This is a genomic window from Mesorhizobium captivum, from assembly GCF_033977165.1.
Taxonomy (GTDB): Bacteria; Pseudomonadota; Alphaproteobacteria; order Rhizobiales; family Rhizobiaceae; genus Mesorhizobium; species Mesorhizobium captivum.
In genome coordinates this window covers 64,476-89,220 of record NZ_JAVIJB010000018.1, presented here as the reverse complement: position 1 = coordinate 89,220, position 24,745 = coordinate 64,476, and the positions used below count along the sequence as shown (strand labels likewise).

28 protein-coding genes and 1 tRNA gene are annotated in these 24,745 nt (G+C 64.2%); 18 read left to right on the top strand and 11 right to left on the bottom strand.

Features of this window, described 5'->3' with window-relative positions:
• The 8 genes from cbiE (at position 1) to RFM40_RS16945 (ending at position 6,795) form a co-directional block, all read left to right on the top strand.
• Positions 1–1,242: a precorrin-6y C5,15-methyltransferase (decarboxylating) subunit CbiE gene (cbiE, locus tag RFM40_RS16980; protein ID WP_320277845.1), complete on the top strand. Its 1,242-nt coding sequence runs from the start codon at positions 1–3 to the stop codon at positions 1,240–1,242.
• Positions 1,239–1,625, top strand: a complete 387-nt coding sequence (locus tag RFM40_RS16975) for a cobalamin biosynthesis protein (RefSeq protein WP_320277844.1) — start codon at positions 1,239–1,241, stop codon at positions 1,623–1,625. Before cbiE ends, RFM40_RS16975 begins: the two co-directional genes overlap by 4 nt.
• Positions 1,622–2,386: a precorrin-4 C(11)-methyltransferase gene (cobM, locus tag RFM40_RS16970; RefSeq protein ID WP_320277843.1), complete on the top strand. Its 765-nt coding sequence runs from the start codon at positions 1,622–1,624 to the stop codon at positions 2,384–2,386. Before RFM40_RS16975 ends, cobM begins: the two co-directional genes overlap by 4 nt.
• On the top strand, positions 2,383–3,198 hold the full coding sequence (gene cobA / locus RFM40_RS16965) for a uroporphyrinogen-III C-methyltransferase (RefSeq protein WP_320277842.1): 816 nt from the start codon (positions 2,383–2,385) through the stop codon (positions 3,196–3,198). Before cobM ends, cobA begins: the two co-directional genes overlap by 4 nt.
• Positions 3,195–4,511, top strand: coding sequence for a cobyrinic acid a,c-diamide synthase CobB (locus tag RFM40_RS16960; protein WP_320277841.1), 1,317 nt, complete (start codon positions 3,195–3,197; stop codon positions 4,509–4,511). The genes cobA and RFM40_RS16960 overlap by 4 nt, the downstream gene beginning before the upstream one ends.
• The gene (locus RFM40_RS16955; protein ID WP_320277840.1) at positions 4,508–5,278 is read left to right on the top strand and encodes an adenosylcobinamide-GDP ribazoletransferase; all 771 of its coding nucleotides are present in this window, start codon (positions 4,508–4,510) and stop codon (positions 5,276–5,278) included. The genes RFM40_RS16960 and RFM40_RS16955 overlap by 4 nt, the downstream gene beginning before the upstream one ends.
• A 23-nt stretch (positions 5,279–5,301) precedes the next feature.
• Positions 5,302–6,312: a nicotinate-nucleotide--dimethylbenzimidazole phosphoribosyltransferase gene (gene cobT, locus RFM40_RS16950; RefSeq protein WP_320277839.1), complete on the top strand. Its 1,011-nt coding sequence runs from the start codon at positions 5,302–5,304 to the stop codon at positions 6,310–6,312.
• Positions 6,313–6,534: 222 nt separating this feature from the next.
• Complete coding sequence (locus tag RFM40_RS16945) at positions 6,535–6,795, top strand: hypothetical protein (RefSeq protein WP_320277838.1); 261 nt, start codon at positions 6,535–6,537, stop codon at positions 6,793–6,795.
• A 245-nt stretch (positions 6,796–7,040) separates the two neighbouring features.
• Here the strand turns inward: RFM40_RS16945 and RFM40_RS16940 are convergent, their stop codons facing one another.
• Positions 7,041–7,784 (bottom strand): glycosyltransferase family 25 protein, encoded by a 744-nt coding sequence (locus tag RFM40_RS16940; protein ID WP_320277837.1) that lies wholly within the window; start codon positions 7,782–7,784, stop codon positions 7,041–7,043.
• A 155-nt stretch (positions 7,785–7,939) separates the two neighbouring features.
• Here RFM40_RS16940 and RFM40_RS16935 point away from each other — a divergent pair, with 155 nt between their 5' ends.
• Complete coding sequence (locus RFM40_RS16935; RefSeq protein WP_320277836.1) at positions 7,940–8,206, top strand: hypothetical protein; 267 nt, start codon at positions 7,940–7,942, stop codon at positions 8,204–8,206.
• 23 nt (positions 8,207–8,229) lie between these two features.
• Here the strand turns inward: RFM40_RS16935 and RFM40_RS16930 are convergent.
• A tRNA-Lys gene (locus RFM40_RS16930) sits at positions 8,230–8,305 on the bottom strand.
• Between the two features lie 104 nt (positions 8,306–8,409).
• A complete protein-coding gene (locus tag RFM40_RS16925) occupies positions 8,410–9,312 on the bottom strand; it encodes a PhzF family phenazine biosynthesis protein (RefSeq protein WP_320277835.1) in 903 nt (300 codons plus the stop codon).
• Between the two features lie 133 nt (positions 9,313–9,445).
• Between RFM40_RS16925 and RFM40_RS16920 the strand changes: the two genes are divergently transcribed.
• From RFM40_RS16920 to RFM40_RS16910, 3 genes are read left to right on the top strand one after another with little or no spacing between them, the layout of a single operon-like run.
• Positions 9,446–10,732, top strand: a complete 1,287-nt coding sequence (locus RFM40_RS16920; RefSeq protein ID WP_320277834.1) for an efflux RND transporter periplasmic adaptor subunit — start codon at positions 9,446–9,448, stop codon at positions 10,730–10,732.
• A gap of 3 nt (positions 10,733–10,735) precedes the next feature.
• A complete protein-coding gene (locus RFM40_RS16915) occupies positions 10,736–11,440 on the top strand; it encodes an ABC transporter ATP-binding protein (protein ID WP_320227522.1) in 705 nt (234 codons plus the stop codon).
• A complete protein-coding gene (locus tag RFM40_RS16910) occupies positions 11,437–12,654 on the top strand; it encodes an ABC transporter permease (protein ID WP_320272121.1) in 1,218 nt (405 codons plus the stop codon). Before RFM40_RS16915 ends, RFM40_RS16910 begins: the two co-directional genes overlap by 4 nt.
• Before the next feature lie 33 nt (positions 12,655–12,687).
• On the opposite strand, the gene RFM40_RS16905 is transcribed toward RFM40_RS16910, so the two are convergent.
• Entirely contained in the window at positions 12,688–13,407 is a 720-nt protein-coding gene (locus tag RFM40_RS16905; protein WP_320227520.1) for a hypothetical protein, read from the bottom strand.
• 5 nt (positions 13,408–13,412) lie between these two features.
• Complete coding sequence (locus tag RFM40_RS16900; RefSeq protein ID WP_320277833.1) at positions 13,413–14,525, bottom strand: endonuclease/exonuclease/phosphatase family protein; 1,113 nt, start codon at positions 14,523–14,525, stop codon at positions 13,413–13,415.
• 166 nt (positions 14,526–14,691) lie between these two features.
• Here RFM40_RS16900 and RFM40_RS16895 point away from each other — a divergent pair, with 166 nt between their 5' ends.
• Both RFM40_RS16895 and RFM40_RS16890 read left to right on the top strand, forming a co-directional pair.
• Positions 14,692–15,324, top strand: coding sequence for a BA14K family protein (locus RFM40_RS16895; RefSeq protein WP_320227518.1), 633 nt, complete (start codon positions 14,692–14,694; stop codon positions 15,322–15,324).
• Between the two features lie 170 nt (positions 15,325–15,494).
• Positions 15,495–15,779, top strand: coding sequence for a PilZ domain-containing protein (locus RFM40_RS16890; protein ID WP_320219322.1), 285 nt, complete (start codon positions 15,495–15,497; stop codon positions 15,777–15,779).
• A 161-nt stretch (positions 15,780–15,940) separates the two neighbouring features.
• Here RFM40_RS16890 and ilvC read toward each other — a convergent pair whose 3' ends face one another.
• Positions 15,941–16,960 (bottom strand): ketol-acid reductoisomerase, encoded by a 1,020-nt coding sequence (gene ilvC, locus RFM40_RS16885; protein ID WP_320227516.1) that lies wholly within the window; start codon positions 16,958–16,960, stop codon positions 15,941–15,943.
• A 129-nt stretch (positions 16,961–17,089) separates the two neighbouring features.
• Positions 17,090–17,752 carry a TetR/AcrR family transcriptional regulator gene (locus tag RFM40_RS16880; protein WP_320277832.1) on the bottom strand — a complete coding sequence of 221 codons (663 nt, stop codon included), beginning with the start codon at positions 17,750–17,752 and terminating at the stop codon, positions 17,090–17,092.
• A gap of 131 nt (positions 17,753–17,883) precedes the next feature.
• Here RFM40_RS16880 and RFM40_RS16875 point away from each other — a divergent pair, with 131 nt between their 5' ends.
• Complete coding sequence (locus RFM40_RS16875; protein WP_320277865.1) at positions 17,884–18,315, top strand: anthrone oxygenase family protein; 432 nt, start codon at positions 17,884–17,886, stop codon at positions 18,313–18,315.
• Between the two features lie 23 nt (positions 18,316–18,338).
• On the opposite strand, the gene RFM40_RS16870 is transcribed toward RFM40_RS16875, so the two are convergent.
• Positions 18,339–18,794 carry a MarR family winged helix-turn-helix transcriptional regulator gene (locus tag RFM40_RS16870; protein WP_320227514.1) on the bottom strand — a complete coding sequence of 152 codons (456 nt, stop codon included), beginning with the start codon at positions 18,792–18,794 and terminating at the stop codon, positions 18,339–18,341.
• Between the two features lie 96 nt (positions 18,795–18,890).
• On the opposite strand from RFM40_RS16870, the gene RFM40_RS16865 reads away from it, so the two are divergent.
• Both RFM40_RS16865 and RFM40_RS16860 read left to right on the top strand, forming a co-directional pair.
• Positions 18,891–19,196, top strand: a complete 306-nt coding sequence (locus tag RFM40_RS16865; protein ID WP_320227513.1) for a Rieske (2Fe-2S) protein — start codon at positions 18,891–18,893, stop codon at positions 19,194–19,196.
• Position 19,197: 1 nt separating this feature from the next.
• On the top strand, positions 19,198–19,917 hold the full coding sequence (locus tag RFM40_RS16860) for a glutathione S-transferase family protein (RefSeq protein WP_320277831.1): 720 nt from the start codon (positions 19,198–19,200) through the stop codon (positions 19,915–19,917).
• Here RFM40_RS16860 and RFM40_RS16855 read toward each other — a convergent pair.
• Positions 19,871–21,100 (bottom strand): FAD-dependent oxidoreductase, encoded by a 1,230-nt coding sequence (locus RFM40_RS16855; RefSeq protein ID WP_320227511.1) that lies wholly within the window; start codon positions 21,098–21,100, stop codon positions 19,871–19,873. The two genes, RFM40_RS16860 and RFM40_RS16855, sit on opposite strands and share 47 nt — an antisense overlap.
• 89 nt (positions 21,101–21,189) lie before the next feature.
• Positions 21,190–21,600 (bottom strand): winged helix-turn-helix transcriptional regulator, encoded by a 411-nt coding sequence (locus tag RFM40_RS16850; RefSeq protein WP_320227510.1) that lies wholly within the window; start codon positions 21,598–21,600, stop codon positions 21,190–21,192.
• Between the two features lie 168 nt (positions 21,601–21,768).
• On the opposite strand from RFM40_RS16850, the gene RFM40_RS16845 reads away from it, so the two are divergent.
• Positions 21,769–22,680, top strand: coding sequence for an SDR family oxidoreductase (locus RFM40_RS16845; protein WP_320277830.1), 912 nt, complete (start codon positions 21,769–21,771; stop codon positions 22,678–22,680).
• A 46-nt stretch (positions 22,681–22,726) separates the two neighbouring features.
• Here the strand turns inward: RFM40_RS16845 and RFM40_RS16840 are convergent, their stop codons facing one another.
• Positions 22,727–24,643, bottom strand: coding sequence for a potassium transporter Kup (locus RFM40_RS16840; RefSeq protein ID WP_320277829.1), 1,917 nt, complete (start codon positions 24,641–24,643; stop codon positions 22,727–22,729).
• Positions 24,644–24,745 lie beyond the last annotated feature (102 nt).

Here is a 24,745-nt window from a genome sequence, read left to right as displayed (position 1 = left end):
ATGCCTGCTAAAGGTCCGCGCGTTGCCAAGCCAGCCTCAAGATGGCTGACGATCGTCGGCATCGGCGAGGACGGTGTAACGGGTCTCGGCGACGAGGCCAAGCGGCAGATTGCCGAGGCCGAAGTCGTCTTCGGCGGCAAGCGGCACCTCGCCCTTGTCGCATCCTTGGTCAAGGGCGAGGCCCGCTCCTGGCCGACGCCATTCGACGCCGAAATGCGCGATGTGCTGGCGCTCAAGGGCAAAAACATCTGTGTGCTCGCCTCCGGCGACCCGTTCTTCCACGGCGTCGGCGTCACGTTGGCGCGCAAGGTCAAGCCGGATGAGATGCTCGCGCTGCCGGCGCCCTCGTCGTTTTCGCTGGCGGCCTCCCGCCTGGGCTGGGCGCTGCAGGATGTCGAAACCATCTCCCTGCACGGCCATTCAATCGACCTGATCAGGCCTTTGCTCCACCCCGGCGCGCGTATCCTCGCGCTGACGTCCGATGGCGACAGCCCAGCCGCCATCGCCGGACTGCTCGACGAACTCGGCTTCGGCCCCTCACGACTGACGGTTCTCGAAGCGCTCGGCGGTCCGGACGAAACGCGTCGCACCACACGTGCCGACGCATTCGATCTCAAAAACACCAATCCGCTCAACGTGCTGGCGCTCGAAGTTGAATCGACACCGGACGCGCGCATCTTGCCTTTCACTGTCGGCCTTTCAGACCACCTGTTCGAGCATGACGGCCAGATCACCAAGCGCGAGATCCGCGCCATCACGCTGTCGGCGCTGGCGCCGCGGCGCGGCGAGCTGCTGTGGGACATAGGCGCCGGTTCCGGCTCGATCGGCATCGAATGGATGCTCGCACACCCTTCGATGCGCGCTATCGCCATCGAGGCCGACAAGGAACGCGCTGTCCGCATCCGCCGCAACGCCTCGCATTGCGGCGTGCCCGGTCTGGTCGTGGTCGAAGGATCGGCGCCCAAGGCGCTCGTCAAACTTGAGATGCCCGACGCGATCTTCATCGGCGGCGGCGGCAGCGATGACGGCGTTCTGAAGAAGGCGATCAAGGCCCTGCGTCCCGGCGGCCGGCTCGTCGCCAACGCGGTGACGCTGGAGATGGAGACGCTGCTGCTTGACCAGCACACCAGGCGCGGCGGCGACCTTACCCGCATCGCGCTCTCGCGCGCGGCGCCGGTCGGGTCTATGCAGGCCTGGCGTCCGGCCATGCCGGTCATGCAATGGAGCTGGGTGAAACCATGATGGTCGCGGGCATCGGCAGCCGGAAGGGCGTGACGGCAAGCGACGTGCGCGCCGCGATCGAGACCGCGCTCGAAGCGCGCGGGCTGGCGATGACCGCACTTTCGGCACTTGCCACGTGCGAAATCAAACGCGACGAGGAAGCGATCTTCCTCGCCGGTCGCGACCTCGCCCTTCCGGTGATCGTCGTCGCCGACGAAGCGTTGCAGGTGGTGTCCGCCGATATAATCAGCCGATCCGAAGTATCGCAAGCGCATGCCGGAACGCCGTCGGTTTCGGAAGCCTCGGCGCTTGCCGCGGCTGGGAAAGGTGCAAAACTGCTCGGGCCGCGCACGGTACTTGGCGCGGTGACCTGCGCCATCGCTCTAGGCGGAGGTACTGAATGACCGTCCATTTCATCGGCGCCGGGCCGGGCGCGGCCGACCTCATCACCTTGCGCGGCAGCAGGCTGCTGGCGGCCTGCCCGGTCTGCCTCTATGCCGGCTCGATCGTCGCGCCGGAACTGCTCGAACATTGCGCGCCGGGCACCAGACTGATCGACACCGCGCCGATGTCGCTCGACGAGATCGAAGCCGAATATGTCGCCGCCCACAAGGCCGGCCAGGACGTCGCGCGCCTGCATTCCGGCGACCTCTCGGTGTGGAGCGCGGTCGCCGAGCAGATCCGGCGGCTGGAAAAGCATGACATCCCCTATACGCTGACGCCGGGCGTCCCCTCCTTCGCAGCCGCAGCCGCGGCGCTGCGGCGCGAGCTCACCATCCCCGAGCTTGCGCAAAGCCTGGTGTTGACCCGCATCTCCGGCCGCGCCTCGAAAATGCCGCCCGGCGAAACGCTTGCCGGCTTCGGCCGCACCGGCGCAACTCTAGCCATCCATCTCGCCATCCATGCGATCGACCGCATCGTTGCCGAACTGACGCCGCTCTACGGCGCCGAATGCCCGGTGGCTGTCGTCTTCCGCGCCTCCTGGCCGGATGAACGTATCCTGACCGGCACGCTCGGCACCATCGAGGCGCAATTGGCGGAAAACCCGATGGAGCGCACGGCGATCATCTTTGTCGGCAGCGCCTTGGCTGCGCAGGATTTCGGCGAAAGCTCACTTTACGACGCCCACTACCAGCGGCGTTTTCGTGGACGGGACGGATTGTGAACGGCAGCGCCAACAGAAACCGACTGACAACGGTTGAGCAGGCGCTGGCGCGGCTGAACTTCAAACCGCGCGAGCTGGAGCCCGGTCATGTCTGGCTGGCCGGCGCCGGTCCCGGCGATCCGGGCTGCCTGACGCTGGAGGTGCTGGCGGCGCTCGGGCAGTGCGACGCGCTTGTCTATGATGCTCTCGTTTCGCCCGATGTCGTTGCAGTCGCTGAGGGCGCCGAGCTGTTCTACGCTGGAAAACGCGGCGGCCAGCCCTCCATGAAGCAGGACGACATCAACGCTTTGCTCGTGCGGCTGGCGCGCGAAGGCCGCCGCGTCGTGCGCCTCAAGGGCGGCGATCCTTATATTTTCGGTCGCGGCGGCGAAGAGGCGCTGGCACTCGCCCGAGAAGGCATTCCGTTTCGAGTGCTGTCAGGCCTGACCTCCGGTCTCAGCGCGCTTGCCGCCACCGGCATCCCCGCCACCATGCGCGGCATCAACAAGGCGGTCATCCTCGCCACCGGGCACGCCGCGGGCACCGATGACGATATCGACTGGGCGGCGGTCGCCCGCACCGGACAACCCGTCGTCGTCTATATGGGCATGGCCAATCTGCCGCTGATCGCCGCAGCCCTGCTCAAAGGGGGCCTCGCGCCATCGACGCCGGCTGCGGTGATCGTCGCGGCAACCACGCCGCAGGAGCGCACCGTCGTCGCCACGCTTGCGACAATCGCCGACGAGGCCGCTGCCGCCGGGCTCGCCTCACCGGCGCTGATCGTCGTCGGCGGCATCGTTGCCATGCGCGCGGCATTGGCGGGCGGGACATGACGGCGCGGGCGATCATCATCGGCGCACCGCGCTCAGGCTCGGGCAAGACGAGTGTCACCATCGGCCTCTTGCGCGCGCTGGCCCGGCGCGGGCTGAAGGTCCGCGGCGCGAAGTCCGGGCCGGACTATATCGACCCCGGCTTCCACGCCGCAGCCACCGGGCTTTCCGGCGTGAATCTGGACAGTTGGGCGATGTCGCCCTCCCTGCTCAATGCGCTGGCAAGCCAGGCCGCGGACGATGCGGAGTACGTCATCCTCGAAAGCGCTATGGGCCTGTTCGACGGTATTCCCGCGCCCGAAGGTCGATCGGGCTCGGCCGCCGACCTCGCCCGGCTCTACGGCCTTCCGGTGCTTCTGGTGCTTGACGTTTCCGGACAATCGACCACGGCAGCCGCCGTCGCAAAGGGTTTTGCCACTTACGATCCAGACGTGCGCATGGCTGGCGTCGTGCTCAACCGTCTGGGCAGCGAACGTCATAGGCGGCTATCGGGCGATGCGATCGAAGCGATCAGCCTGCCGGTGGTCGGCGCCATCCTGCGCGATCCCACGCTCAATCTGCCGGAACGCCACCTCGGTCTCGTGCAGGCCGGCGAGTACGAAAACCTGATGGCGCATCTCGACCGGCTGGCCGACATGGTGGAAAAATCGCTCGACATCGACGCCATCCTGGCGCTGGCAACCCCGCTGAAACCTGCGGCTGGCGACTTCGGCGATGCCTTGTCGCCGCCCGGCCAGCGTATCGCGCTGGCGGAGGACGCTGCCTTCACCTTCCTCTACCCGCATGTCGCCACGCACTGGCGCAAAGCCGGCGCCGAGATCGTCCCTTTTTCGCCGCTTGCCGATGAGGCGCCGGCCGAAGACTGCGATGTCTGCTGGCTTCCAGGCGGCTATCCTGAGCTGCATGCCGGCAGGCTTGCGGGCGCCGCCAACTTCCGGGCGGGAATGGCTCGTTTCGCCACGACCAAGCCCGTCCATGGCGAGTGCGGCGGCTTCATGGTGCTGGGTGAGGTGCTGGAGGACGCCGACGGCCAAAGCCACAAAATGCTCGGTCTGCTCGGCCATTCGACCAGTTTCGCCAAACGCAAGATGAACCTCGGCTATCGCAAGGCCCGGCTGCGTGCCGGATGCCCGCTGGGAAGCGAAGGCACGCTGATCCGGGGTCATGAGTTCCACTATGCGCAGATGCTTGCCACCGGCAACGACCAGCCGCTGGCCGATCTCGCCGACGGCCAAGGTAACCCGCTTGGGGCGTCAGGGTACCGGCGCAGCCATGTCAGCGGCACTTTCTTTCACGCCATAGCGAGAGGTGCATGACCGCCAGCCCCTCGCCACGGCAGTTGCTTGACGACATCGGCCTCAGCCTTGTCTTCTTCACGCGGCTGAGGCTGCCGTCGAGCGATTTCGGCGGCCGCAACCTTGCCGAAGCGATCTGGGCCGCACCCTTTGCCGGCCTCGCAGCGGCTGTCATCGGCGCGCTCGTCTCCGCTGTTGCGACCGGGCTAGGCCTTGCCGCCGGACCGGCCGCAGCGCTCACGCTTGCCGCGACGATGTTCGCCACCGGCTGCCTGCACGAGGACGGCCTTTCCGACATCGCCGATGGCTTCGGCGGCGGCAGGACGCGCGAGAAGAAGCTTGAGATCATGCGCGACAGCCGCATCGGCGCCTATGGCGCCGCGGCGCTCGGCATCTCCCTGCTCATCCGCTGGAGCGCGCTTTCGGAACTGGCCGGCCCCGGCCACGTCTTCCTGGCTCTTTTGGCGGCGCATGCTTCTTCGCGTGGGCTTTTCGGCGCCTTCATGCGTCTTCTGCCGCCGGCTCGCGCCGACGGCCTGTCCGCAAATGCCGGCTCTGTGAGCGCCGAGACCGCTATTGTCGGCGGGGCTCTCGGGGCCGTGGCGCTGCTGGCACTCGGCCTCGGCGGCGCGATCGCCGCGCTCATCCTGCTCGGCCTGTTGTTTGCCGCGTTCCGCGCGCTTTGCCTCAGCCAGATCGGCGGTCAGACCGGCGACACGATCGGCGCGCTGCAGCAGCTCGCCGAAATCGCGGTCCTCCTCGTTGCCTCAGTTTCCCTATCCCCCTGACTTCAATTGGAGACATTGCCCCCATGTCGTTCAAATCGTTCGAAGACCTCCGCGCCGCCTGCCTCGACCTTCCCGCCGGCAGCGATGCCGCAGCCAACGCCGTCGCCCGTCGGCAGGACACGCTGACAAAGCCGCAGGGCAGCCTCGGCCGGCTGGAAACCATTGCGGCTTGGCTGGCGCGCTGGCAGGGCCGCGACATGCCGAAGCTCGACGCGGTAAAAGTCTTCGTGTTCGCCGGCAATCACGGCATCACCGCGCAGGGCGTGTCGGCCTATCCTTCGGAAGTCACTGTCCAGATGGTGGCCAACTTCGCCGGCGGCGGCGCGGCCATCAACCAGCTTGCCCGCATCGCCGGCGCCAGGCTCGACGTCATCCCGCTCGATCTCGACCATCCGACCGGCGATTTCACGCAAGTCCCGGCCATGGACGAGCAGACCTTTCTCGCCGCCGTCTCGGCCGGCTACGACGCCGTGACCGAGGATCTCGACCTCGTCTGCTTCGGCGAGATGGGCATCGGCAACACCACGCCGGCGGCGGCGATCTCGACCGCGCTGTTCGGCGGCGGCGCCGAGAAATGGACCGGCCGCGGCACCGGCGTCGATGACGCTGGAATGATCCGCAAGATCACTGCGATCGAGGCGGGCCTCAAGCGCCATGCCGATTCGCTATCCGACCCGATTAAGATCGCCGCAGCCCTGGGCGGGCGCGAGCTCGCCGCCATCCTCGGCGCCACGCTCGCCGCGCGCCGCAACAATATCCCGGTGCTGCTCGACGGCTTCGTCTGCACCGCAGCCGTCGCGCCGCTGGCAAGGCTGCACCCGACCGGGCTTGCGCACACAATCGCCGCCCATGTCTCGGCCGAGGCCGGCCACCGCCGCCTGCTCGAAGCGCTCGGCCTGCCGCCGCTGCTCGATCTCGGCATGCGGCTCGGCGAAGGCTCCGGCGCCTGCCTTGCCGTCAACATCGTGCGTTCGGCGCTGGAGTGCCATGCGAAGATGGCGAGCTTTGCAGAGGCTGGTGTTTCAGAAAAATAAATCGGTCGAAATTTCAACACTGTTGAAATATCGAAATAACGCCATCTTGATTATTTCATGGGACAGAGATGTCTCACGGGAGATCGATCGATGTATTCGAGGTGCCTAATATCCGCTGCAATTCTTGTTGCAGCGGCTTCGCCAGCCTCGTCTCAAGAGCAATATGTTCGCCCGCTTCGCCCGGGCGACGATGGGTCGGCCAGGATCCAGTCTTCCTTCTCGATGACCCTTCCGGTCAAGGATGACGAAGATGCCGGCGCTCAGCAGCAGGTAGCGCTTCGCTCCTTCTACAAAGTCGCGGCCGGCAGTTGTGCGATGGTGGTCGAGACTGTCGCCGACACATGCGAGATCACCGGCATGACGACCAACGTCAACGCCCGGGACCGTAACGTCGGCGGCTATGGCGGATCGCAGATCACGGTGACCGGCCAGATCACGATGAAGGTCAAGTTCAAGGCCAATCTCAGCAAGACGGCGTTGTAGCCCAATCAGGTCACCGGACCAAGTCCGGGCCGCCCTGGTTCCGGCGGCCGCCAGAGCAATTCCAGGAAAAGTGTGTGGCGGTTTTCCGTCTGGAATTGCGCAAAAAACAAGAGATAGAGCGGTTCGGCGTTTCCGTGAAACGGTGAACCGCTCTAACGGAATCACCTGGCGTGGGCGCCGTCATGCGGGACTTGGCCTCCGCGAGAAGGCCACCGGTGTCGAAAGCGTGCCGGCCGACGGCCGCATCATTTGATCTTGATGGCGATGAGCCTGGGCCGGCGCAGTCCCAAAGAGCGGACGGCGATGGAAGCCAGCCTTTTGTAAATCCTTGCCGCCTCGCGCAATGCCGCGCCGGGAGCGCGGACACGTTTTGGCCTCTCATGACGCACGATCACGGATGGAAAACGCGGGGCGGCGGTGAATCGGTCCTGTATGCAGAGCGCCGGACCGATTTTGTAGACCTTCAAGCCGGGCAGCCCCTCGTTGAAGAGGTGCTGATCGAACTCTTGATTGATTTCCGTGAAAGTGGCGTGCAGCTTCGCGGCGCATTCACGCGAAATGATATAGGCGGCCGTTCCGGCGAAGCCTGAGAGCGCCTGATACAGCTTTCTCCCCAATGCTCTCTGTCCGGTTTCGACGCCGACAAACCGTTTTCCGAGCTTTTCGAGATGCACGATGTCGGCATCGGCCGGTATCCACGACACATCATTCAAGAATGCGGGCAGATCCGCGCCAAGATGCGCATCGTCCTCGAAAATCGCGGCGAACCTGTCAGACCCACTGGCGATTTCCTTCCAAATCGCGCGATGGCTGAAGAAGCAGGCGACCGCTTCCTTCGAGACATTGAACTGAGTGGCCACACTGTCCGCGATCGAAGCATTGCTCACCGCGTCAAATCGTTCGATATCCAAGCCTAGCCGGCTTGCTTGCGCGTCAAACCATTTCCGACGGTCAACGGAGACCGCCAAGTTGATGTAGAACGACCGCATTTTGAATACCCCCGAAGCCCGAAACCTTTATAGCTAAGGAAAGGCAACAGCTCAATACATCCCTGATCAGGATTAGCGGTCGCGGATGCGCTTTTGCACAGAGTTACTCAGATAGAGGCCTTCCGTAGGCACTGAGCCTCGAATAGAATTGGCAGATGCTGAAGCTTCGTCCATTTGCCGCTGCCTTCGCCATTGCCCTGCTCGTCGCCGGCGTGCTTCGCCGCAGCGGATACCATAGCTACGGCCTGATCGACACCGCGGTTCTTATTCTTTTCTTGATTTTTATCTGGTGGCTTATCAGCGATTTTTCCGGGGGCAAGAAACCTGTACTGACCGACGCCAAAGATGGCGTTGACAACAGCCTGGCCTTTCGATTCGGCAAATTCCTGAACCGTGTTTTTCGACGCGGACGCAGCGTCTAATCTCGGCATATCGGAGAGTTGAATGGTGGGTGTGCACAGGATCGAACTGTGGACCCGCTGATTAAGAGTCAGCTGCTCTACCAACTGAGCTACACACCCACACCGCCGGAAAACCCAGCGTCGGCGGGCATATAGCCGCCGGATTCGGCGATGTCCAGCCCTGCCGGATCATTTCCCGACAAATCGCCGAATTGCCGCACCGGTCAAACAAAGAGCCTGCCTTCCGCCACCTTGATCGCATGACCGCCGATGCGCGCGGAGGCCAGTTTTCCGCCGTCGACATTGACCTCGAGCCGGATGCGCGAGGGCCGGCCCATTTCCAGCCCCTGTTCGATCCAAAGCTGCGAGATTCCGTCCGTTGGACCATCGAAATGCATGATGGCGCCGGCAAAGGCCGCCGCCGCCGAACCGGTCGCCGGATCCTCGTAAGAGGGATTGCCGGGCACGATCATGCGGACATGGAAGGCGCTGTCATGGTGCACCGTCTCGCGGCAATAGACATAGGGGCTGGCGAAGGCCCATTCGCTCTTGCGAGGCGCCAGCTCCGACCAGGCCTGGTTGTCCAGCCTGACTTTTGCCGCCGCTTCGAGGCCGGCGACTGGAATGGTGACGTAGGGCACGCCGGCCGACCAGCAGGCGACGCGGTGATTCTCGAAGCCGAGCTCGTGCGGAGCAAGCCCCAGCGCCGCGCCGATCATTTCCGGGTCGGCGGCAAGTTCCAGCCGTTCCGGCAGTTTCGCCAGGTCGAACTCGGCGAAAATGGCGCCGTCATGCGTGCCGACCGCGCAGCGCACCGGGCCGATATTCTCCTCCAGCACGAAGATGCCCGCCGCCTCGCCGCCAAGCTCCGCAAGCGCGATCGCCGAGCCCACCGTGGGATGTCCGGCGAACGGCATCTCATAGTCGGGCGTGAAGATGCGAATCCGATTGCGGTGCTTGGTATTCTCGGGCGGCAGCACGAAAACCGTCTCGGACAGGTTGAATTCGCGCGCGATCGCCTGCATGGCGGCCGTGTCCAGCCCTTGGCTGTCGAGCACGACGGCGAGCGGATTCCCGGCCAGCCGCTCGGTCGTAAACACATCGTAAAGCAAGTAGCTGCGCGCCATCGAGAAAACCTTCCGCCTCGCCCCGAATTTCTGCCTCAATCCCAACATGAGGGAAATTTAATTTGAAATTCGAACCTAAAGGCCTGATTTGTGCACGGATAGGGACATCAATTTTCCGCTATAGGGGTCCGGGGTGGACCAGGTTGTCAATCCGCCAAACGCAGAATCCGATCCTTCCGTCGAGACGGCCCTCGGGCTCGACCGCAAGGGCGTGAGCCGCAAGCGCCGTCGCGGCTGGCTCTACGCGCTGGCGGCGCTGGCCGTCGTGGCGGCCGCGTTTGGCGTCTACCGGTGGAACGCCGCCGCGCCGCCCCGGATCGAATACACGACCGCTCCGGCGACAGTCGCCGACCTGACCGTCGAGGTGTCGGCGACCGGCACGCTGCAGCCGCTGACCCAGGTCGACATCTCCAGCGAGCTTTCCGGCATCGTCCGCTCCGTCGCGGTCAACGAGAACCAGCAGGTGAAGAAGGGCGACGTGCTTGCGACGCTCGACACCGCCAAGCTCGAGGTCCAGATCGAGCGCGCCACCGCCTCGGCCAAGGCGGCCGCAGCAAGCGTCGAGGACGCTAAGGTCACCTTGCAGGAAAACGAGAACGCCGTTGTCCGCGCGAGCGCGCTCACCAAGCGCGGCATGGCGACGGATCAGTCGCTCGAGGCGGCGACCGCGACGCGCGACCGCTCCAAGGCTTCGCTCGACAGCGCTGAGGCCAATCTCGCCATCGCTCAGGCCGATCTCAAGGCTCAGCAGACCGATCTGGCGAAAAGCACAATCTACGCGCCGATCGACGGCATCGTGCTCACGCGCTCGGTCGATCCCGGCCAGACGGTCGCATCCTCGCTGCAGGCGCCGGTGCTCTTCGTCATCGCTGCCGACCTGAGGAACATGGAATTGCAGGCGGCGGTCGACGAGGCCGATATCGGCCAGGTCAAGCCCGGCCAGCATGCCCGCTTCACCGTCGATGCATTCCCGGACCGTCCGTTCGATGCCGAGATCCGCGACATCTCCTACGCCTCGGTCACCACCGACGGCGTCGTCACCTACAATGCCCGGCTCGAAGTGGACAACGGCGAGCTTCTGCTCAGGCCCGGCATGACCGCCACGGTCGCGGTCGTGACCAGGCAGGCCAAGGACGTGCTCACCGTACCGGCCACTGCCTTCCGCTACCGCCCGGTCCAACAGACGGCCCGCGGCTGGAGCCTGCGCGACTTGTTCACCGGCCGCATGGGCCGTCCCAACCGGCAACGTGAGGCGATGAAGGCGCCGACCGACGGCTCGCGCACGCTCTATGTCCTGGAGAATGGCCGGCCGCATCCCGTCAACGTCAAGATCGGCTCGACCGACGGCGAGCTGACCGAGATCACGTCCGGCATCGAAGAAGGCGCCGAGGTCATCACCGGCTCGCAGCAGCGGAGCTGATCCATGTCGGCTCCCCTGCTCATCACCTTCGATAGGGTCTGGAAGAGTTATGGCTCGGGCGAGGCGCGCGTGCATGCGCTTGCCGGCGTCGATCTTGCGATCCGCCGAGGTGAATTCGTCGCCATCATGGGTCCGTCCGGCTCGGGCAAATCGACCGCCATGAACATCATCGGCTGCCTCGACACGCCGACGGCCGGAACCTACCGCTTCATGGGCGTCGATGCCGGCCGGCTCGACCGCAACCGCCGCGCCCTGCTGCGCAACCTCTATGTTGGCTTCGTCTTCCAGGGCTACAATCTCCTGCCCCGCACCACGGCGGCGGAAAATGTCGAGCTGCCTCTCATCTATCGCGGCGTTTCCGCCCGCGAGCGTCGCGATCGCGCCATGCAGGCGCTTGCCCAGGTCGGGCTGGTCGGGCGCGAGCACCACACGCCAGCCGAGCTCTCGGGCGGCCAGCAGCAGCGCGTGGCGATCGCGCGCGCCATTGTCACCAAGCCGACGCTGCTCGTCGCCGACGAGCCGACCGGCAATCTGGACACCGCGCGCACGCACGAGATCATGGAATTGCTGACCAGGCTGAACGCCGAGCTCGGACTCACCATCGTCATGGTCACGCACGAAGCCGATGTCGCGGACTATGCCGAGCGCACCGTGCGCTTCCTCGACGGCCACGTCGCCTCGGACACAGCGAAAGCCGAGGCCGCATGATCTGGGAGACCGTCCGCCTTTCGCTGATTTCGATCCGCAGGAACGTGCTGCGCTCGTTCCTGACGCTGCTCGGCATCGTCATCGGCGTCGCCGCCGTCATCGCCATGCTCACCATCGGCTCGGGCACCACCGAGAAGGTCAAGGCCGACATTTCCAAGCTCGGCAGCAATCTACTCGTCGTACGCGCCGGCCGTCCGGCAGGCCCCGGCGGGCCGGGAGGGCTCGACCAGGCCACCCGTCCCCTCGCCGAAAAGGATGTTGCAGCACTCGTTGCGCATTTGAGCGGCGCCCGCGCCATCGCGCCGGCCTCGCAGAAGCAGGTGCGCGTCGTCTTCGGCACCGAGAGCCTGACGTCCGGTGTCACCGGCACCGACAGCGCCTATCTCGACGCGCGCGACTGGAAGCTGGTTTCCGGCCGCACCTTCAGCGATTCCGAGACGCGCGCCGGCGCCGGCGTTTGCCTGATCGGCGAGACGGTGCGTCAGCAATTCTTCGGCGCCGGCGATCCGGAGGGCGAGACCATCCGCGTCAACCGCACATCCTGCAGGATCATCGGCCTTTTGGAGCCGAAGGGCTACACCGGCTTCGGCCAGGACCAGGACAATGTCGTGCTGATGCCGCTTGCCGCCTACCAGCGGCGCATCGCCGGCAACCGCGACATCGACAACATCTACATTGCCGCCGATGACAGGACGCCGACCACCGAATTGCAGCCGCGCGTCGAGGACATCCTGCGCGACACACGCCGCATCACGCCGGACCGCGATCCCGATTTCTCGATCCGCGACATGACCCAGATCGCCGACGCCATGGCCAGCGCGACCACGACCATGACCGGAATGCTCGGCGCGGTAGCCGGCGTCAGCCTCCTGGTCGGCGGCATCGGCATCATGAACATCATGCTGGTGTCGGTCACCGAACGCACGCGCGAGATCGGCATCAGGCTGGCGATCGGCGCGCATGAAAAGCACATCCTCATCCAGTTCCTGGTCGAGGCGACGGTGCTGTCATTGCTCGGCGGCGTCATCGGCATCCTGATCGGACTGGCGCTTGCCGGCCTTGCTGCGGCGACGCTGACGATACCCTTCGCGCCGAGCCCGGCGGTCATCCTGCTCGCCGTTGGCTTCTCGGCGCTGATCGGCATGGTGTTCGGCTTCTTCCCGGCGCTGCGCGGCGCAAGGCTCGACCCGATCGACGCGCTGAGACACGAGTGAACTGCCGTTCGGGTCCAGCCCGCTGTGATTGCGTCAGGCCTGCTCGCCGGCAAAATGCCATTCGATGAGCGGCTTCATATGACCCATCAGGCCGTCCGGCAGATCGGCGGCATGGCGGATGATGACCGGCTCCGCGATCTCCGGTTCGGTTTCGGCGGCAACGAAGGCACCAATGCGCCGCGCGATCTCGTCGGCCGACTCGGCAACCTGGTAGCGGCGGAAGATCACCGTGCCACTGGCCGTCGATAGCGCGTAATAGCGCTGTCCGCGCTGAGCCACGGCAAGGTCGATCCCGGTTTCCTCGCCCACTTCGCGGATCATGTTGAAGTCGACATCGACGAGGCCATCGCGGAAATCGATCGGCTCGAAGGAGCCGGCGGCGAAATAGACGCGGCCGGCGTTGACCGTGTGCGAGCCCATGCGGATCGCCACCAGCGCATTGTCGCCGGCGACCAGGACGGCATGCGCATAGGCATGTTCGGCGCCGCTCAGCTCTCGGTTTTTGCGCCAAAGCATGAAGGTCGAGTACTTCACGGCATGGCAGCGGCCGACGAGCCGGCTGTCGCGATAGGCGAGCGCCGAAAGCAGCACCACCGTGCCGTCATAGAGCGCCGGCTTCGCCTCCATCTCGCGCCGCCAGTTTTCGGCGATCGCCGCCTGGTTGTCGCGTTCGAAGGGATGAAGGCTTGGGTCGAGCCGTACGTCGACTGCGTCGACCGGCAAAATGACGTTGCGCGGCAGGTCGAAACTCATGGGGCTCAGGCCATGTCCAGGGTGATCACCACCGGGCAATGGTCGGAGGCCTTCGGCCTGTCCCATCCGGCACGCGGGAAACGTTCGACTTCCTGGCCGGACGGAAAGATGGTGCGCCAGGGTTGGCCGCTGCGGATGATGTCCGGAACCGCCGTTGCGTTCTTCGCGGCGAGCGCTTTCGACAGCAGGATGTAGTCGAGTTGGCACAGATGCCGCTCCTCCGGCCCGCGTGTGTGATAGAAACTCCAGCGGTCCATCTCCGGCCGCCGCTCGACGACATTTTCGCAGAAGCCGCCGGCGGTCAGAACATTGATCGCGGACTGGGCCTCGTCCACCACCTCGAAACGGTAGCCGTCGATGTTGTCGCCTTCGATTTTCACGCGCTGCCGGTAATCGTTCATGTCGCCGCAGATCGCCCAGCGCTTGTCGGCGGCATGGTCCTTGCCGAAACGCTCCTCAATGATGCGGCGCACGGCCTGCGCCTCGGCGATGCGCAGCGGCATCGTCGCTTGGCGGCCGTCGAGCCCATTGCGCGGCGAGCCCATCGACTTGAAATGCACCAGATAGAGCGTCAGCGGCACGCCGCCAACCGTCACGTCGATTTCAAGGCAGTCGCGCCGGAAGATGCGGTCGTTGGCCAGATGTCCAAGCGCTGCCAACTCTGGAGTGAACAGGCCGAACTGCTCGAACGTGACATAGGCATGGCTGGCCATGCGCACGAATTCGATCGGCTGGCCCTGGGCTGTCTCGTTGCGCATCATCACGGCGACGTCGATACCGCGGGAGTCGTTTCCGGCGGTGGTGTATTTCTGCCGGTAGCCTTGTCCGATCATCTTGAAGAGGTAGCCATATTCGAAGGCCTTCAGCGCCTCGATGTTATCGACCTCCTGCATGCAGATGATGTCCGCTCGGGTCGCTGCTATGGCGAGCGCGGTAAGCTGGCGGGTATCGTCGGACTGGGCGATGGTGCGCGCCTGTTCGAGCAGCCTGTACTCAGCCTCGCTCTGGATATCGAACAGCGCCAGCGTCCGGTCTTCGTTGAGCTGGTTGCGATAGCCGGAGAAGTCGAACCTGTTCATCAGGTTCTCGACGTTGAAGGTGGCGAGGCGCAGCGACATGGCCGAGACCTTTGCCCGCAAGCGACAGCGAAGACAAGAGCAAGGGGCATGCTCGTCATGGTTGACGGAACCTTTCCGTTCATCCTCCGTTCAGACGGAAAGTCCCATCAATAGGCCCATTCCCGGGGTGTTCTGGGCGTGGGGCCTTTACTCCTTGGAGAGTGAAATGAAACCGCTCTTGTCTTCCCTTGGCTCCGGGCTGGTGGCCCTGGGCCTTATGGCAGGTCTGACGGCGCCGTCGATCGCCGGTCCGATCCTGCAGCCGGATCTGTCGACCGCGACCAGCGCGGCGGCGCCCAAGATCATCCCTGTCCGCGACAGTTGGGCTGGCGGCAACAACTACTCGCCGCAGATGTATGACTGGCGCTGGCGGCGCGGTGGCGACTGGCGCGGCCGCGACTTCAGATGGCGCGGCGGCGACTTCCGCGGCCGTCATTTCTCCCGCAACTGGGATGGCGGCGACTGGCGCGGCCGTCATTTCTCCCGCAACTGGGATGGTGGCGACTGGCGCTGGCGGCATCATCGCCATCATCGGCATTTCGATAGTGGTGGCGCGGCCCTTCTGGGGCTGGGCCTTGGTCTGGGCCTGGGCAGCCTAGCCTACAACAACTACTATGATCCCTACTATTATGATCCCTATCCGCGCTACTATCAGCCGCGGCGCACCTACCGGACGGAGCGGCTTTCCAGAGCCCATGTCCAGTGGTGCTACGACCGCTACCGGTCCTATCGGGCCTGGGACAACACGTTCCAGCCCAACTACGGCCCGCGCCGGCAGTGCATTTCGCCCTATATCTGAGCCGGTCCGCAGGAAGAATGAGACGGCGCCCATCGCGGCGCCGTTTCTTTTTCGGCAAGAAAGAAACCGCCTGCGGAGGCAATAACGTTAAATTTAGCGGGGACGTCTATTGGTGATGCGATGCCCCGCATGACGATCGCGGTGCCGCGATCCGCTAGGACATGCCCGCCATGGCTGAGAACGAGTTGAGAGGCAAGCACAGGCAACGCGTGCTCAAAGGCGCGGCGATCCTGACCGGCATCAACAATTCCGAGGTCAAGTGCACGGTGCGCAACATGCATCCGGGCGGCGCGGAATTGAAGGTGCCGATCGAGGCGCGCGTGCCCGACGAGTTCCTGCTCTATGTGCCGACCGACGGCGTCGGCTACAAGGCGATCGTCCGCTGGCGCCGCGAGGACCGCATCGGCGTCGAGTTCACCGGCACCGAGCCGAAGCCGCATTGGCATTATGGCTGAGCGTGAAAAAGCCGGCGGATCGCTCCGCCGGCCTTGAAAGTCTAGCGAAGAACGTGGATTGCTCAGTTCTTCGCCTTGTCGACCAGCTTGTTCTTGGCGATCACCCGCGCGACCGCAGGGCGGAGCCCGAGGACGCGCAACGCAAAAGAACGTGGGCCGCCTTAGTTCTTGGCCTTGTCGACCAGCTTGTTCTTGGCGATCCACGGCATCATCGCACGCAGCTTCGCGCCCACCTCTTCGATCTGGTGGCTGTCGTTGTTGCGGCGGATGCCCTTGAAGCGCGACAGGCCGGCGCGGTATTCCTGCATCCATTCGGAAGTGAACTTGCCGGTCTGGATGTCCTTCAGGATACGCTTCATCTCGGCCTTGGTGTCGGCGGTGATGATGCGCGGGCCCGAGACATACTCGCCCCATTCGGCGGTGTTCGAGATCGAGTAGTTCATGTTGGCGATGCCGCCCTCATATATCAGGTCGACGATCAGCTTGACCTCGTGCAGGCACTCGAAATAGGCCATTTCCGGCGCGTAGCCGGCTTCCACCAGCGTCTCGAAACCGGCGCGGATCAGCTCGACAAGGCCGCCGCACAGCACCACCTGCTCGCCGAACAGGTCGGTCTCGCATTCCTCGCGGAAGTTGGTCTCGATGATGCCGGAGCGGCCGCCGCCGACGCCACAGGCGTAGGAGAGCGCGAGGTCGAGCGCGTTGCCCGATGCATCCTGGTTGACGGCGACCAGGCAGGGCACGCCGCCGCCCTTCTGGTATTCGCCGCGCACCGTATGGCCGGGGCCCTTCGGCGCGATCATGACGACGTCGACCGAAGCCTTCGGCTCGATCAGGCCGAAATGCACGTTGAGGCCGTGGGCGAAGGCGATCGCCGCGCCGTCGCGGATATTCGGCGCGATCTCGTTCTTATAGATGTCGGCCTGCAATTCGTCGGGCGTCGCCATCATCATCAGGTCGGCCCACTTGGCGGTATCCGCCACGCTCATCACCTTGAGCCCGTCGGCCTCGACCTTCTTGGCGGTCGCCGAGCCGGCCTTGAGACCGATGGCGATCTCCTTGACGCCGGAATCCTTGAGGTTGAGCGCATGCGCCCGGCCCTGGCTGCCATAGCCGATAATGGCGACCTTCTTGCCCTTGATCAGATTGAGATCGGCGTCACGATCGTAATAGACACGCATTTCGTCTTCCTTCCCGTTTTGAAGATCAGAGCATGATGCCGAAAAGTGTGAAGCGGTTTTCGGACGACATCATGCTCTATCTCTTTGATTTAGAGCCGGATTCAGATTTCAGGTCGACTTGACCTGAAATCATCCGGCTCTAGGGCCGTGCGGCCCGGTTTTTGCTCCGTAAAGAGCGAGAAACTGCTGCGTCGCCCGCACGGCATCGCCGCCGATCGCCGCTTCAGTCAATTCCAGCCGGTCGCCGAGCAGAAGCCGGATCTGCACATCGCGGCCGACCAACCCGAAAAAGCTGCGGAATGCCGTCTCGGCGTCGTCGAAGACGAGCAGCCCGGCCTCGCGCCCCGCCTCCAGCACGGGCTTCAGGCGCCTGGCGAGCACGAAACGCCCATTTTGCAGCACGATCGCGCCGAGGTCATCTTTCCCGGAACCGGCATGGCCTACTGCCACACGATTTAGCGCTATGGACGTATCGCTGGAGATCACTCTCAGCCAATCGGAGGCGAACCGTTCGAGGCTTGCCGTCAGCGAAGCAAGATCGAGACCTTTGCGGTCGACCGGCGCCACGCGTACTTTCGAGGCTTGCCACTGCACCGTCGCAGTCAGCAGCCCGTCGCGGTCGCCGAACCATTTGTAGAGCGTTTCCTTCGAACAGCTTGCCCGCCGCGCCACCGCGGTCATGGTGAGGTTGTCGCCCTCCTCAACGAGCAGACGAAGCGCCGCGTCCAGAACGGCTTGCTGCCGTTCGGTGAGCGCTTCGCTGGCATCGATGTCCGACACGCTATGCAACACATTTCCCTCAGGATACGTTCACCACGGCCGATAAGCGTACCGTACGTTACGGTTCGGCTTCTATGCAGTATTGCCCGCAGCCATGCAAGCGCTATTTTTACCGACAGCTTCTCTTGCCGGAGGACGGGATGCTGGTCGGTCTGCTTGCCTTGGCCGTGGCGGCCGCCTTCACGGGCGCCGCAGTCTATGTCAGCGTCGCGGAGCAACCGGCGCGACTAGCCTTGGACGACAAGGCATTGTTGCGGGAATGGCAGCCTTCCTACAGGCGCGGCGCCGCCATGCAGGCTTCCATCGCCATACTCGCCTGCGTTCTCGGACTGATTGCCTGGTGGCGGACCGGCGTGCCCGGCTTTCTGGCCGGCGCAGTGGCGATCATCCTGCCCTGGCCATGGACACTGCTGGCGATGATGCCGACCAACCGTTTGTTGAAAGCGTTGAAGGTCGAGGCCGACAATCCGCAGGCAAGATCAATGATCGTCCAATGGGGCAATATGCATCTTGTCCGAGTCGCGCTTGGCGCACTGGCGACGATCGCGTTTCTTTGGGCCTTGCATCTGCCCTGAAAGCCTCGGTCGGTCGGCGCATTTCATTCCATGATCGGCGGATCGCGCAGCCGCCCGAGCAAACCGGCCAGCATCTGCAGCTCCTTGACAGAAAGCCTGTCGCCCATCAGCTCCGATATGGCTTTTCCGTAGACTCCCCATAGGCGGCGGCGGGTCTCACGCCCCGCCGGCGTGATGCGTACCGTCTGGCCGCGGCCGTCGTCGGAGACGGGCAGCTTTTCCACCAGGCCATCCGCCTCGAGGCGGGCCAACAGCCGCGAGACATTGTACTGCGCCAACAGCACGCGATCGATCAGCTCGAAAGGCCGCAAGCCGCCCTCGCCCGCCTCGGCGAGCTCGTGCAGCACGTCGTACCAGGCAAGCGGCGGCAAGCCGACGGCTTTCAGGGCGTCCTCGGTCTTTTCGACCAGCTGGCGCGACACCCGCATCAGCCGGCCCCAGGTTTTGACGGCCTCAGGCGAAGGAGATTTTTTCATCATCGCCGGACTCTATTCGATAGATGCAATTGCATCAAGCTTGACGATCGATGCAGATGCATCCATATAGATGCAATTGCATCGACAAGGAGTCCTCCGATGAAACATGAAATCTGTAAAGTGGCCGAAATCCCTGAGACCGGCAGCCTGGTCGCGCCCTTCTTCGGCCGCGAGGTCCATGTCTGGCGCAGCGGCGAGCGCATCCGCGCCGCGGCCAATGCCTGCCTGCATTTCGGCGGGCCGCTCGATTGCAAGGACGGCACATTTGTCTGCCAGTGGCACGGCGCCCGCTTCGACATGGAAAGCGGCGAGCGTCTCGAAGGCCCGGCGCCAAAAGGCTCGCGCCTGATGTTCCTGTCGACTCGCGTCGAGGACGGCGCGCTGAACTATGTCTGGGGAGAGTGAGATGACCGCAAGGCTAACCCTCGTCAGCCATCATCTTTGTCCCTACGTCCAGCGCGCGGCGATTGCGCTTGCCGAGAAAGGCGTGCCGTTCGAGCGGCTCAATGTCGACCTTTCCAGCAAGCCGGACTGGTTCAAGGCGATCTCGCCGCTGAGCAAGGTGCCGCTGCTCCGCGTCCGGCATGTTGGCAAGGAGGAAGTCATCTTCGAATCCGCCGTCATCCTCGAATTCCTCGAGGACACCGAGGCCAATCCCATGCATCCGGCCGATCCGCTCATGCGGGCAAGGCACCGCGCCTGGATCGAATTCGGCTCGGCCATCCTCAACGCCATCGGCCACTTCTATTCTGCTGCCGACGAGGCCGCTTTTTCCAATGAAAGCAAAGCCCTGTCGCAAATGTTTGCGCGCGTGGAGGCGGAATTGTCGGCGGGGCAGAACGGTCCATGGTTCGCCGGTGACCGCTTCTCGCTGGTCGATGCCGTCTACGGGCCGATCTTCCGCTATTTCGACACCTTCGACCGCATCGGCGATTTCGGCATTCTAGACGGCAAGCCTCTCGTTCTGGCTTGGCGCGAGGCCTTGAGCAAACGGCAATCGGTCAAGGAAGCGGTCGGCGCCGACTATCCGCGGCGGCTGCACGCCTTCTTGCGCGCAAAGGGATCTTATCTTTCCGAGATCATCCGGCTGCAGGCCATTGAAACTCCGCAAGCCCGATCGGCCTGAACGGGTCGATCACCGTTCCGGCGACCATGGCGGCGAGGAATTGCGGTCCCAGCGGGATCCTTGCTGCTATCGCCACCAATCGGTCGCGCACGAACGGCAAGGCGACGGAGTCCGACTGGTAGAACGGCGTCAACGACAACGACAGCGTCTGGAACACCCACACATGCCAGCGGCGCGCTCGTGCATAAGCCTCCAGCGCCTCGTCGATGCCGTTCGTCCGCGCCAGCGCGTGGCTGAGTGCCGCCGCGTCGAGCAGGGCCATATTGGCGCCTTGCCCGAGCTGCGGACTGGTCGAATGCGCGGCGTCGCCGATCACCGCCAGCCGTCGGCCCGCCGGCAGCGTCATCGTGTGGTGGCCGTAACGGGCGAGCGAGAGCTGCTCGAAACTGTCGATCTGGTTGGTGAACGCCTCGCATTCCGGCCAAACGGAAACCACTCTCTCCTTCCAGGAGTCGAGGCCCTCTGCCCGCACCTGTTCGACGTCGGCGGGCTTCAGGCTCCAGAAGAACGCGGCCATGCCTTCCGCGCCAGGTTCCGGCCGGCCGATCGGCAGCACGCCGAGCATGATGCTTGCCTTGTCGTAGCGCTGCTGCAGCGCCCTTTCGTCAAAGCCGTCACGCCAGCCGAGCGACGCCCAAAAGGCGCCATAAGCGAGCGGCCGCGGCACGGCCGTGTAGCCAACGCATTGCCGCAGCCTGGAGCGCGCACCGCTGGCATCGACGACCAGATCGAAAGGCCCCAGCCGCTTTCCGTTGGCACAGACCGGCCTCGCACGCTCGCCCGTATCCAGCGCATCGATCTCGACATTGGTTTCGATGGGAATTTCCGCGCGTCGGGCGGCGCGATAGAGCACACCGAAAATGGCCGCGCGGTGCACGGCGAGACCGAAGCGGCGGCCGCGCCGAGCGTCGTAGCGCACGTCGAGCACTGTTCTCCCGCTTTTCGCATCCGTGCCGTGCAGCCGCTCGATGCGGCTTCCCCGCGAAAGAATCTCGTCGAGCAGGCCGAGATCGGCGAGCACCGTCAGCCCGGTCGGCTGCAGCATAAGGCCAGAGCCGACAGGCTTCGGCTCGTCGAAGCGCTCGAAAATGGTGACCTTGTGCCCTGCCCGCTTGAGATAGAGCGCCGCGGCCAGTCCGGCCGGACCGGCGCCGGCAATCGCGATCTTGTAAGACTTGCTCATTGCCCCAACCCGAACCGGCGGGGAACAATCCCGCAAGGAAAGCACCAGATCAAGCGGCGCTTTGACGCTTATCCCGCGGGAGGAAAAGCTCAGGCCTGCGCGGTATCGAAGGCGGCGCGCGCTTCGCGCACCGCATCATGGTTGAGCTCGGCCCATTGGATGAGCAGTTGCAGTGGGGCGAACATCGAGCGGCCGAGATCGGTGAGGCTGTATTCGACGCTCGGCGGCTTGGTCGGAAAGACTTCGCGATGCACATAGCCATCGCGCTGCAGGTCGTAGAGCGTCTGCGTCAGCATACGCTGCGAGATATCGGGCACCAGGCGGCGCAACTCCCCGAACCGGTAAGGCCTCTCGGCCAAAGCCATGACCAGCAGCGAGCTCCATTTGCCGCTGATGCCCTGGATCACGTCGCGAACCGGGCAATCGCCGAAATTGCCGCCACCCGACATCGCCTTGTAAACCTCAAGCTTGGATTTGAGATTGAAGATCTTGCTGTCCATGGCGACGTTCCGTCGGGTGAATGACGGCCAGCTGGTGGTTCCCCGGCTGTGCCTACCTCCCGAAAAACTGCCTTCTTTACGGCTTCGGGTCAATTCCTATTTTAGCGCTGGTCTCTTTTTGAGACCATAAACCACAGACGCCCTTCGACACAATTTCAGGAACCTCCCATGACCGAAACCCTTCTCGTCACCGGCGCCTCCGGCCATCTCGGCCGCGCCGTCGTCAACCATCTGCTGAACGCGCAGAAGGTTGCGCCGGCCAGCATCATCGCCACGACCCGCAATCCTGAAAACCTTGCCGATCTGGCGGCTTTGGGGATCACCGTCAGGGCGGCCGATTTCGACAACCAAGCCTCGCTGGAGAAGGTATTCAAGGGCGCCGACCGGGTGCTGATCATTTCGACCGGCGAGCTCGACCTCAAGAGCGACCGGCGCCTCAAGCAGCATCAGGCGGCGGTGGCCGCGGCCAAGGCGGCCGGCGTCTCGCATCTGCTCTACACCTCGATGCCAAATCCCGAGCCCGTTTCGCCGGTGCTGTTTGCCGGCGACCACTACGGCACCGAGCAGGCGATCAAGGCAAGCGGGATTCCCTACACCATCTTCCGCAATGGCTGGTATCAGGAGAACCTGTTCATGTCGCTGCCGCATGCCATTTCGTCGGGTAAGTGGTACACCTCGGCCGCCGATGGCCGCATCGCCCATGGCGCGCGCGACGACATGGCGGCCGCGATCGCTGCGAGCCTGGCCTCCGGTTCGACGGAGAGCCAAATCTACACGCTGACCGGCCCGCAGGCCTACACGACGGACGAAATCGCCGCCCTGGTGACCGAAGTCACCGGCAAGCCGCTGGAAGTCATCCAATTGCCTGACGAGGCTCTGACCGAGGGCGTCAAGGCGGCCGGCCTTCCCGAGGACTTTGCCCGCATCATCGTCTCCTTCGACGCCAACACGCGCTCCGGCCGCATCGGCATGGTGACCGACGCGGTCGAGACGTTGTCGGGCCGCAAGCCGCGGACGTTGAAGCAGTTCCTCGAGGCAAACAAGGCCGCGCTGACCGGACCAGCCCACGCACACCACTGATCGTCGCTGAATTTGAGACCGTGCCCGGTCGGGCATGGTCTCAATCTCAGATCGCCACTTGCGTGCCGATCTCGACGACGCGCCCCGTGGGAATCTGGAAATATTCTGTTGCATCCGCCGCCGTTTTCGCAAGGCCGATGAACAGCCTGTCCTGCCAGATCGGCATGCCGGAATTGGGCGAGGCCTTCAACGAGCGCCGCGACAGGAAGAAGGACGTCGTCATGATATCGAACTTCCAGCCCTGCTTGCGGCAGATGGCCAAAGCGCGCGGGATGTTCGGCTGCTCCATATAGCCGAAGGTCAGCGTCACCCGCATGAACAGCTCGTTGACCGTCTCCATCTTCACCCGCTCGCTGTCCGGCACCACCGGCTGCGGCGCCGTCACCACGGAAAGGATGACGTTCTGTTCGTGCAGCACCTTGTAGTGCTTGAGGCTGTGCATCAGCGCCGTCGGGGCGCTCAGCGGATCGCTGGTCAGGAACACGGCGGTCCCCGACACCAGTTGCGGCTTCTTCTTCAGAAGATTTGCCGCCAGGAAATCGAGCGGGATTTCGTTGCGGCGGGTCTTCTCGAACAGATACCGGCTGCCGCGCACCCAGGTCCACATGCCGAGGATGATGGCAAAGGCCACGGCAAGAGAAGACCAGCCGCCCTCGAACACCTTGACGATGTTGGAGGCGAAGAAGCCGACATCGATCAGCGCGAACACTGCCGTGAGCGCAATCGCCGGCCAGAGGTTCCACTTCCAGATGCGCGTCATGACAACGAAGAGCAGCGTCGTCGTCACCAGCATGTTGCCGGTCACCGAGATGCCGTAAGCGGAGGCAAGCCTGCTGGACTCGCCGAAGCCGACCACCAGCAGCATCACCACAAGCGCCAAGAGCATGTTGACGCGCGGCATGTAGACCTGTCCGGACTGTTTTTCCGACGTGTGCAGGATTTCCAGCCGCGGCAGCATGTTGAGCTGCACCGCCTGCCTGGTCAGCGAATAGGCGCCGGAGATCACCGCCTGACTGGCGATGACCGTCGCCGCCGTCGCCAGCACCACCATGGGGATGAGCGCCCAGCCCTCGTTCATCTCGAAAAACGGATGACCGACGACGCCGCCCTTGGCCAGCACGTAGGCACCCTGCCCGGCATAGTTCAGAAGCAGGCACGGAAACACGATCGCCAGCCACGCCAGCACGATCGGCTTGCGGCCGAAATGACCAAGGTCGGCATAAAGCGCCTCGGCCCCGGTAACCGCCAGGAACACCGCGCCGATGGTGACGAAGGAGACATCGGGCGAATTGATTAGGAAGGCGACGATGTAATGGGGACTGATCGCCCACAGTATTTCGGGGTCGTCGATGATGTGCTTGAGCCCGGAAAGGCCGATGGCGAGGAACCAGACGGCGGTCACCGGGCCGAATACGAGGCCGACGCCACCCGTGCCGAACCGCTGCACGGCAAAAAGAACGGCAAGGATGAGCAGCGTCAGCGGCACGACATAAGGCTGGAAAGTGGGCGTCACGACATTCATGCCTTCGACCGCGGAAAGCACCGAGATGGCGGGCGTTATGACCGCATCGCCGAAGAACAGCGACGCGCCGATAATGCCGATGCCGAGAATGATTGCGGAGCGCGTCGGGAAGCTGCCGCGCGCCAGCGCCATCAGCGACAGCACGCCGCCCTCGCCGCGGTTGTCGGCGCGCAGCACGAACATGATGTATTTTATGGTGACCGTGATGGTGAGCGACCAGATGATCAGCGACAGCACGCCGAGAATGTCGGCGCGGTTGGCGACGTCGCCGCCCGATGAGGCATGCAACGCCTCGCGGAACGCGTAGATCGGGCTGGTTCCGATATCGCCATAGACGACACCCAGCGCGCCCAGCATCAGCACCTTAGTGGTGTGCTGCTCTATTTCCGGAAGTCCCGTTTGGTCGACGGGTTCTGCCTCGGCACCATTGGCAAGGGCCATGGACGACACTCCGATAAAATGCGCGGTGCTCTACGCTTGCTGCAGTGCAATATCAAGTGCCCTTGCGTTAGGGCTCCCATGCCGCCAACGCAGGGCTTGGCC

Excerpts from the sequence above, each read along its gene's own strand:
- cbiE (WP_320277845.1), top strand. The coding sequence starts at position 1 with ATGCCTGCTAAAGGTCCGCGCGTTGCCAAGCCAGCCTCAAGATGGCTG.
- RFM40_RS16975 (WP_320277844.1), top strand. The coding sequence starts at position 1,239 with ATGATGGTCGCGGGCATCGGCAGCCGGAAGGGCGTGACGGCAAGCGAC.
- cobM (WP_320277843.1), top strand. The coding sequence starts at position 1,622 with ATGACCGTCCATTTCATCGGCGCCGGGCCGGGCGCGGCCGACCTCATC.
- RFM40_RS16960 (WP_320277841.1), top strand. The coding sequence starts at position 3,195 with ATGACGGCGCGGGCGATCATCATCGGCGCACCGCGCTCAGGCTCGGGC.
- RFM40_RS16955 (WP_320277840.1), top strand. The coding sequence starts at position 4,508 with ATGACCGCCAGCCCCTCGCCACGGCAGTTGCTTGACGACATCGGCCTC.
- cobT (WP_320277839.1), top strand. The coding sequence starts at position 5,302 with ATGTCGTTCAAATCGTTCGAAGACCTCCGCGCCGCCTGCCTCGACCTT.
- RFM40_RS16945 (WP_320277838.1), top strand. The coding sequence starts at position 6,535 with ATGACCCTTCCGGTCAAGGATGACGAAGATGCCGGCGCTCAGCAGCAG.
- RFM40_RS16940 (WP_320277837.1), bottom strand. The coding sequence starts at position 7,784 with ATGCGGTCGTTCTACATCAACTTGGCGGTCTCCGTTGACCGTCGGAAA.
- RFM40_RS16935 (WP_320277836.1), top strand. The coding sequence starts at position 7,940 with ATGCTGAAGCTTCGTCCATTTGCCGCTGCCTTCGCCATTGCCCTGCTC.
- RFM40_RS16925 (WP_320277835.1), bottom strand. The coding sequence starts at position 9,312 with ATGGCGCGCAGCTACTTGCTTTACGATGTGTTTACGACCGAGCGGCTG.
- RFM40_RS16915 (WP_320227522.1), top strand. The coding sequence starts at position 10,736 with ATGTCGGCTCCCCTGCTCATCACCTTCGATAGGGTCTGGAAGAGTTAT.
- RFM40_RS16910 (WP_320272121.1), top strand. The coding sequence starts at position 11,437 with ATGATCTGGGAGACCGTCCGCCTTTCGCTGATTTCGATCCGCAGGAAC.
- RFM40_RS16905 (WP_320227520.1), bottom strand. The coding sequence starts at position 13,407 with ATGAGTTTCGACCTGCCGCGCAACGTCATTTTGCCGGTCGACGCAGTC.
- RFM40_RS16900 (WP_320277833.1), bottom strand. The coding sequence starts at position 14,525 with ATGTCGCTGCGCCTCGCCACCTTCAACGTCGAGAACCTGATGAACAGG.
- RFM40_RS16895 (WP_320227518.1), top strand. The coding sequence starts at position 14,692 with ATGAAACCGCTCTTGTCTTCCCTTGGCTCCGGGCTGGTGGCCCTGGGC.
- RFM40_RS16890 (WP_320219322.1), top strand. The coding sequence starts at position 15,495 with ATGGCTGAGAACGAGTTGAGAGGCAAGCACAGGCAACGCGTGCTCAAA.
- ilvC (WP_320227516.1), bottom strand. The coding sequence starts at position 16,960 with ATGCGTGTCTATTACGATCGTGACGCCGATCTCAATCTGATCAAGGGC.
- RFM40_RS16870 (WP_320227514.1), bottom strand. The coding sequence starts at position 18,794 with ATGATGAAAAAATCTCCTTCGCCTGAGGCCGTCAAAACCTGGGGCCGG.
- RFM40_RS16865 (WP_320227513.1), top strand. The coding sequence starts at position 18,891 with ATGAAACATGAAATCTGTAAAGTGGCCGAAATCCCTGAGACCGGCAGC.
- RFM40_RS16860 (WP_320277831.1), top strand. The coding sequence starts at position 19,198 with ATGACCGCAAGGCTAACCCTCGTCAGCCATCATCTTTGTCCCTACGTC.
- RFM40_RS16855 (WP_320227511.1), bottom strand. The coding sequence starts at position 21,100 with ATGAGCAAGTCTTACAAGATCGCGATTGCCGGCGCCGGTCCGGCCGGA.
- RFM40_RS16850 (WP_320227510.1), bottom strand. The coding sequence starts at position 21,600 with ATGGACAGCAAGATCTTCAATCTCAAATCCAAGCTTGAGGTTTACAAG.
- RFM40_RS16845 (WP_320277830.1), top strand. The coding sequence starts at position 21,769 with ATGACCGAAACCCTTCTCGTCACCGGCGCCTCCGGCCATCTCGGCCGC.
- RFM40_RS16840 (WP_320277829.1), bottom strand. The coding sequence starts at position 24,643 with ATGGCCCTTGCCAATGGTGCCGAGGCAGAACCCGTCGACCAAACGGGA.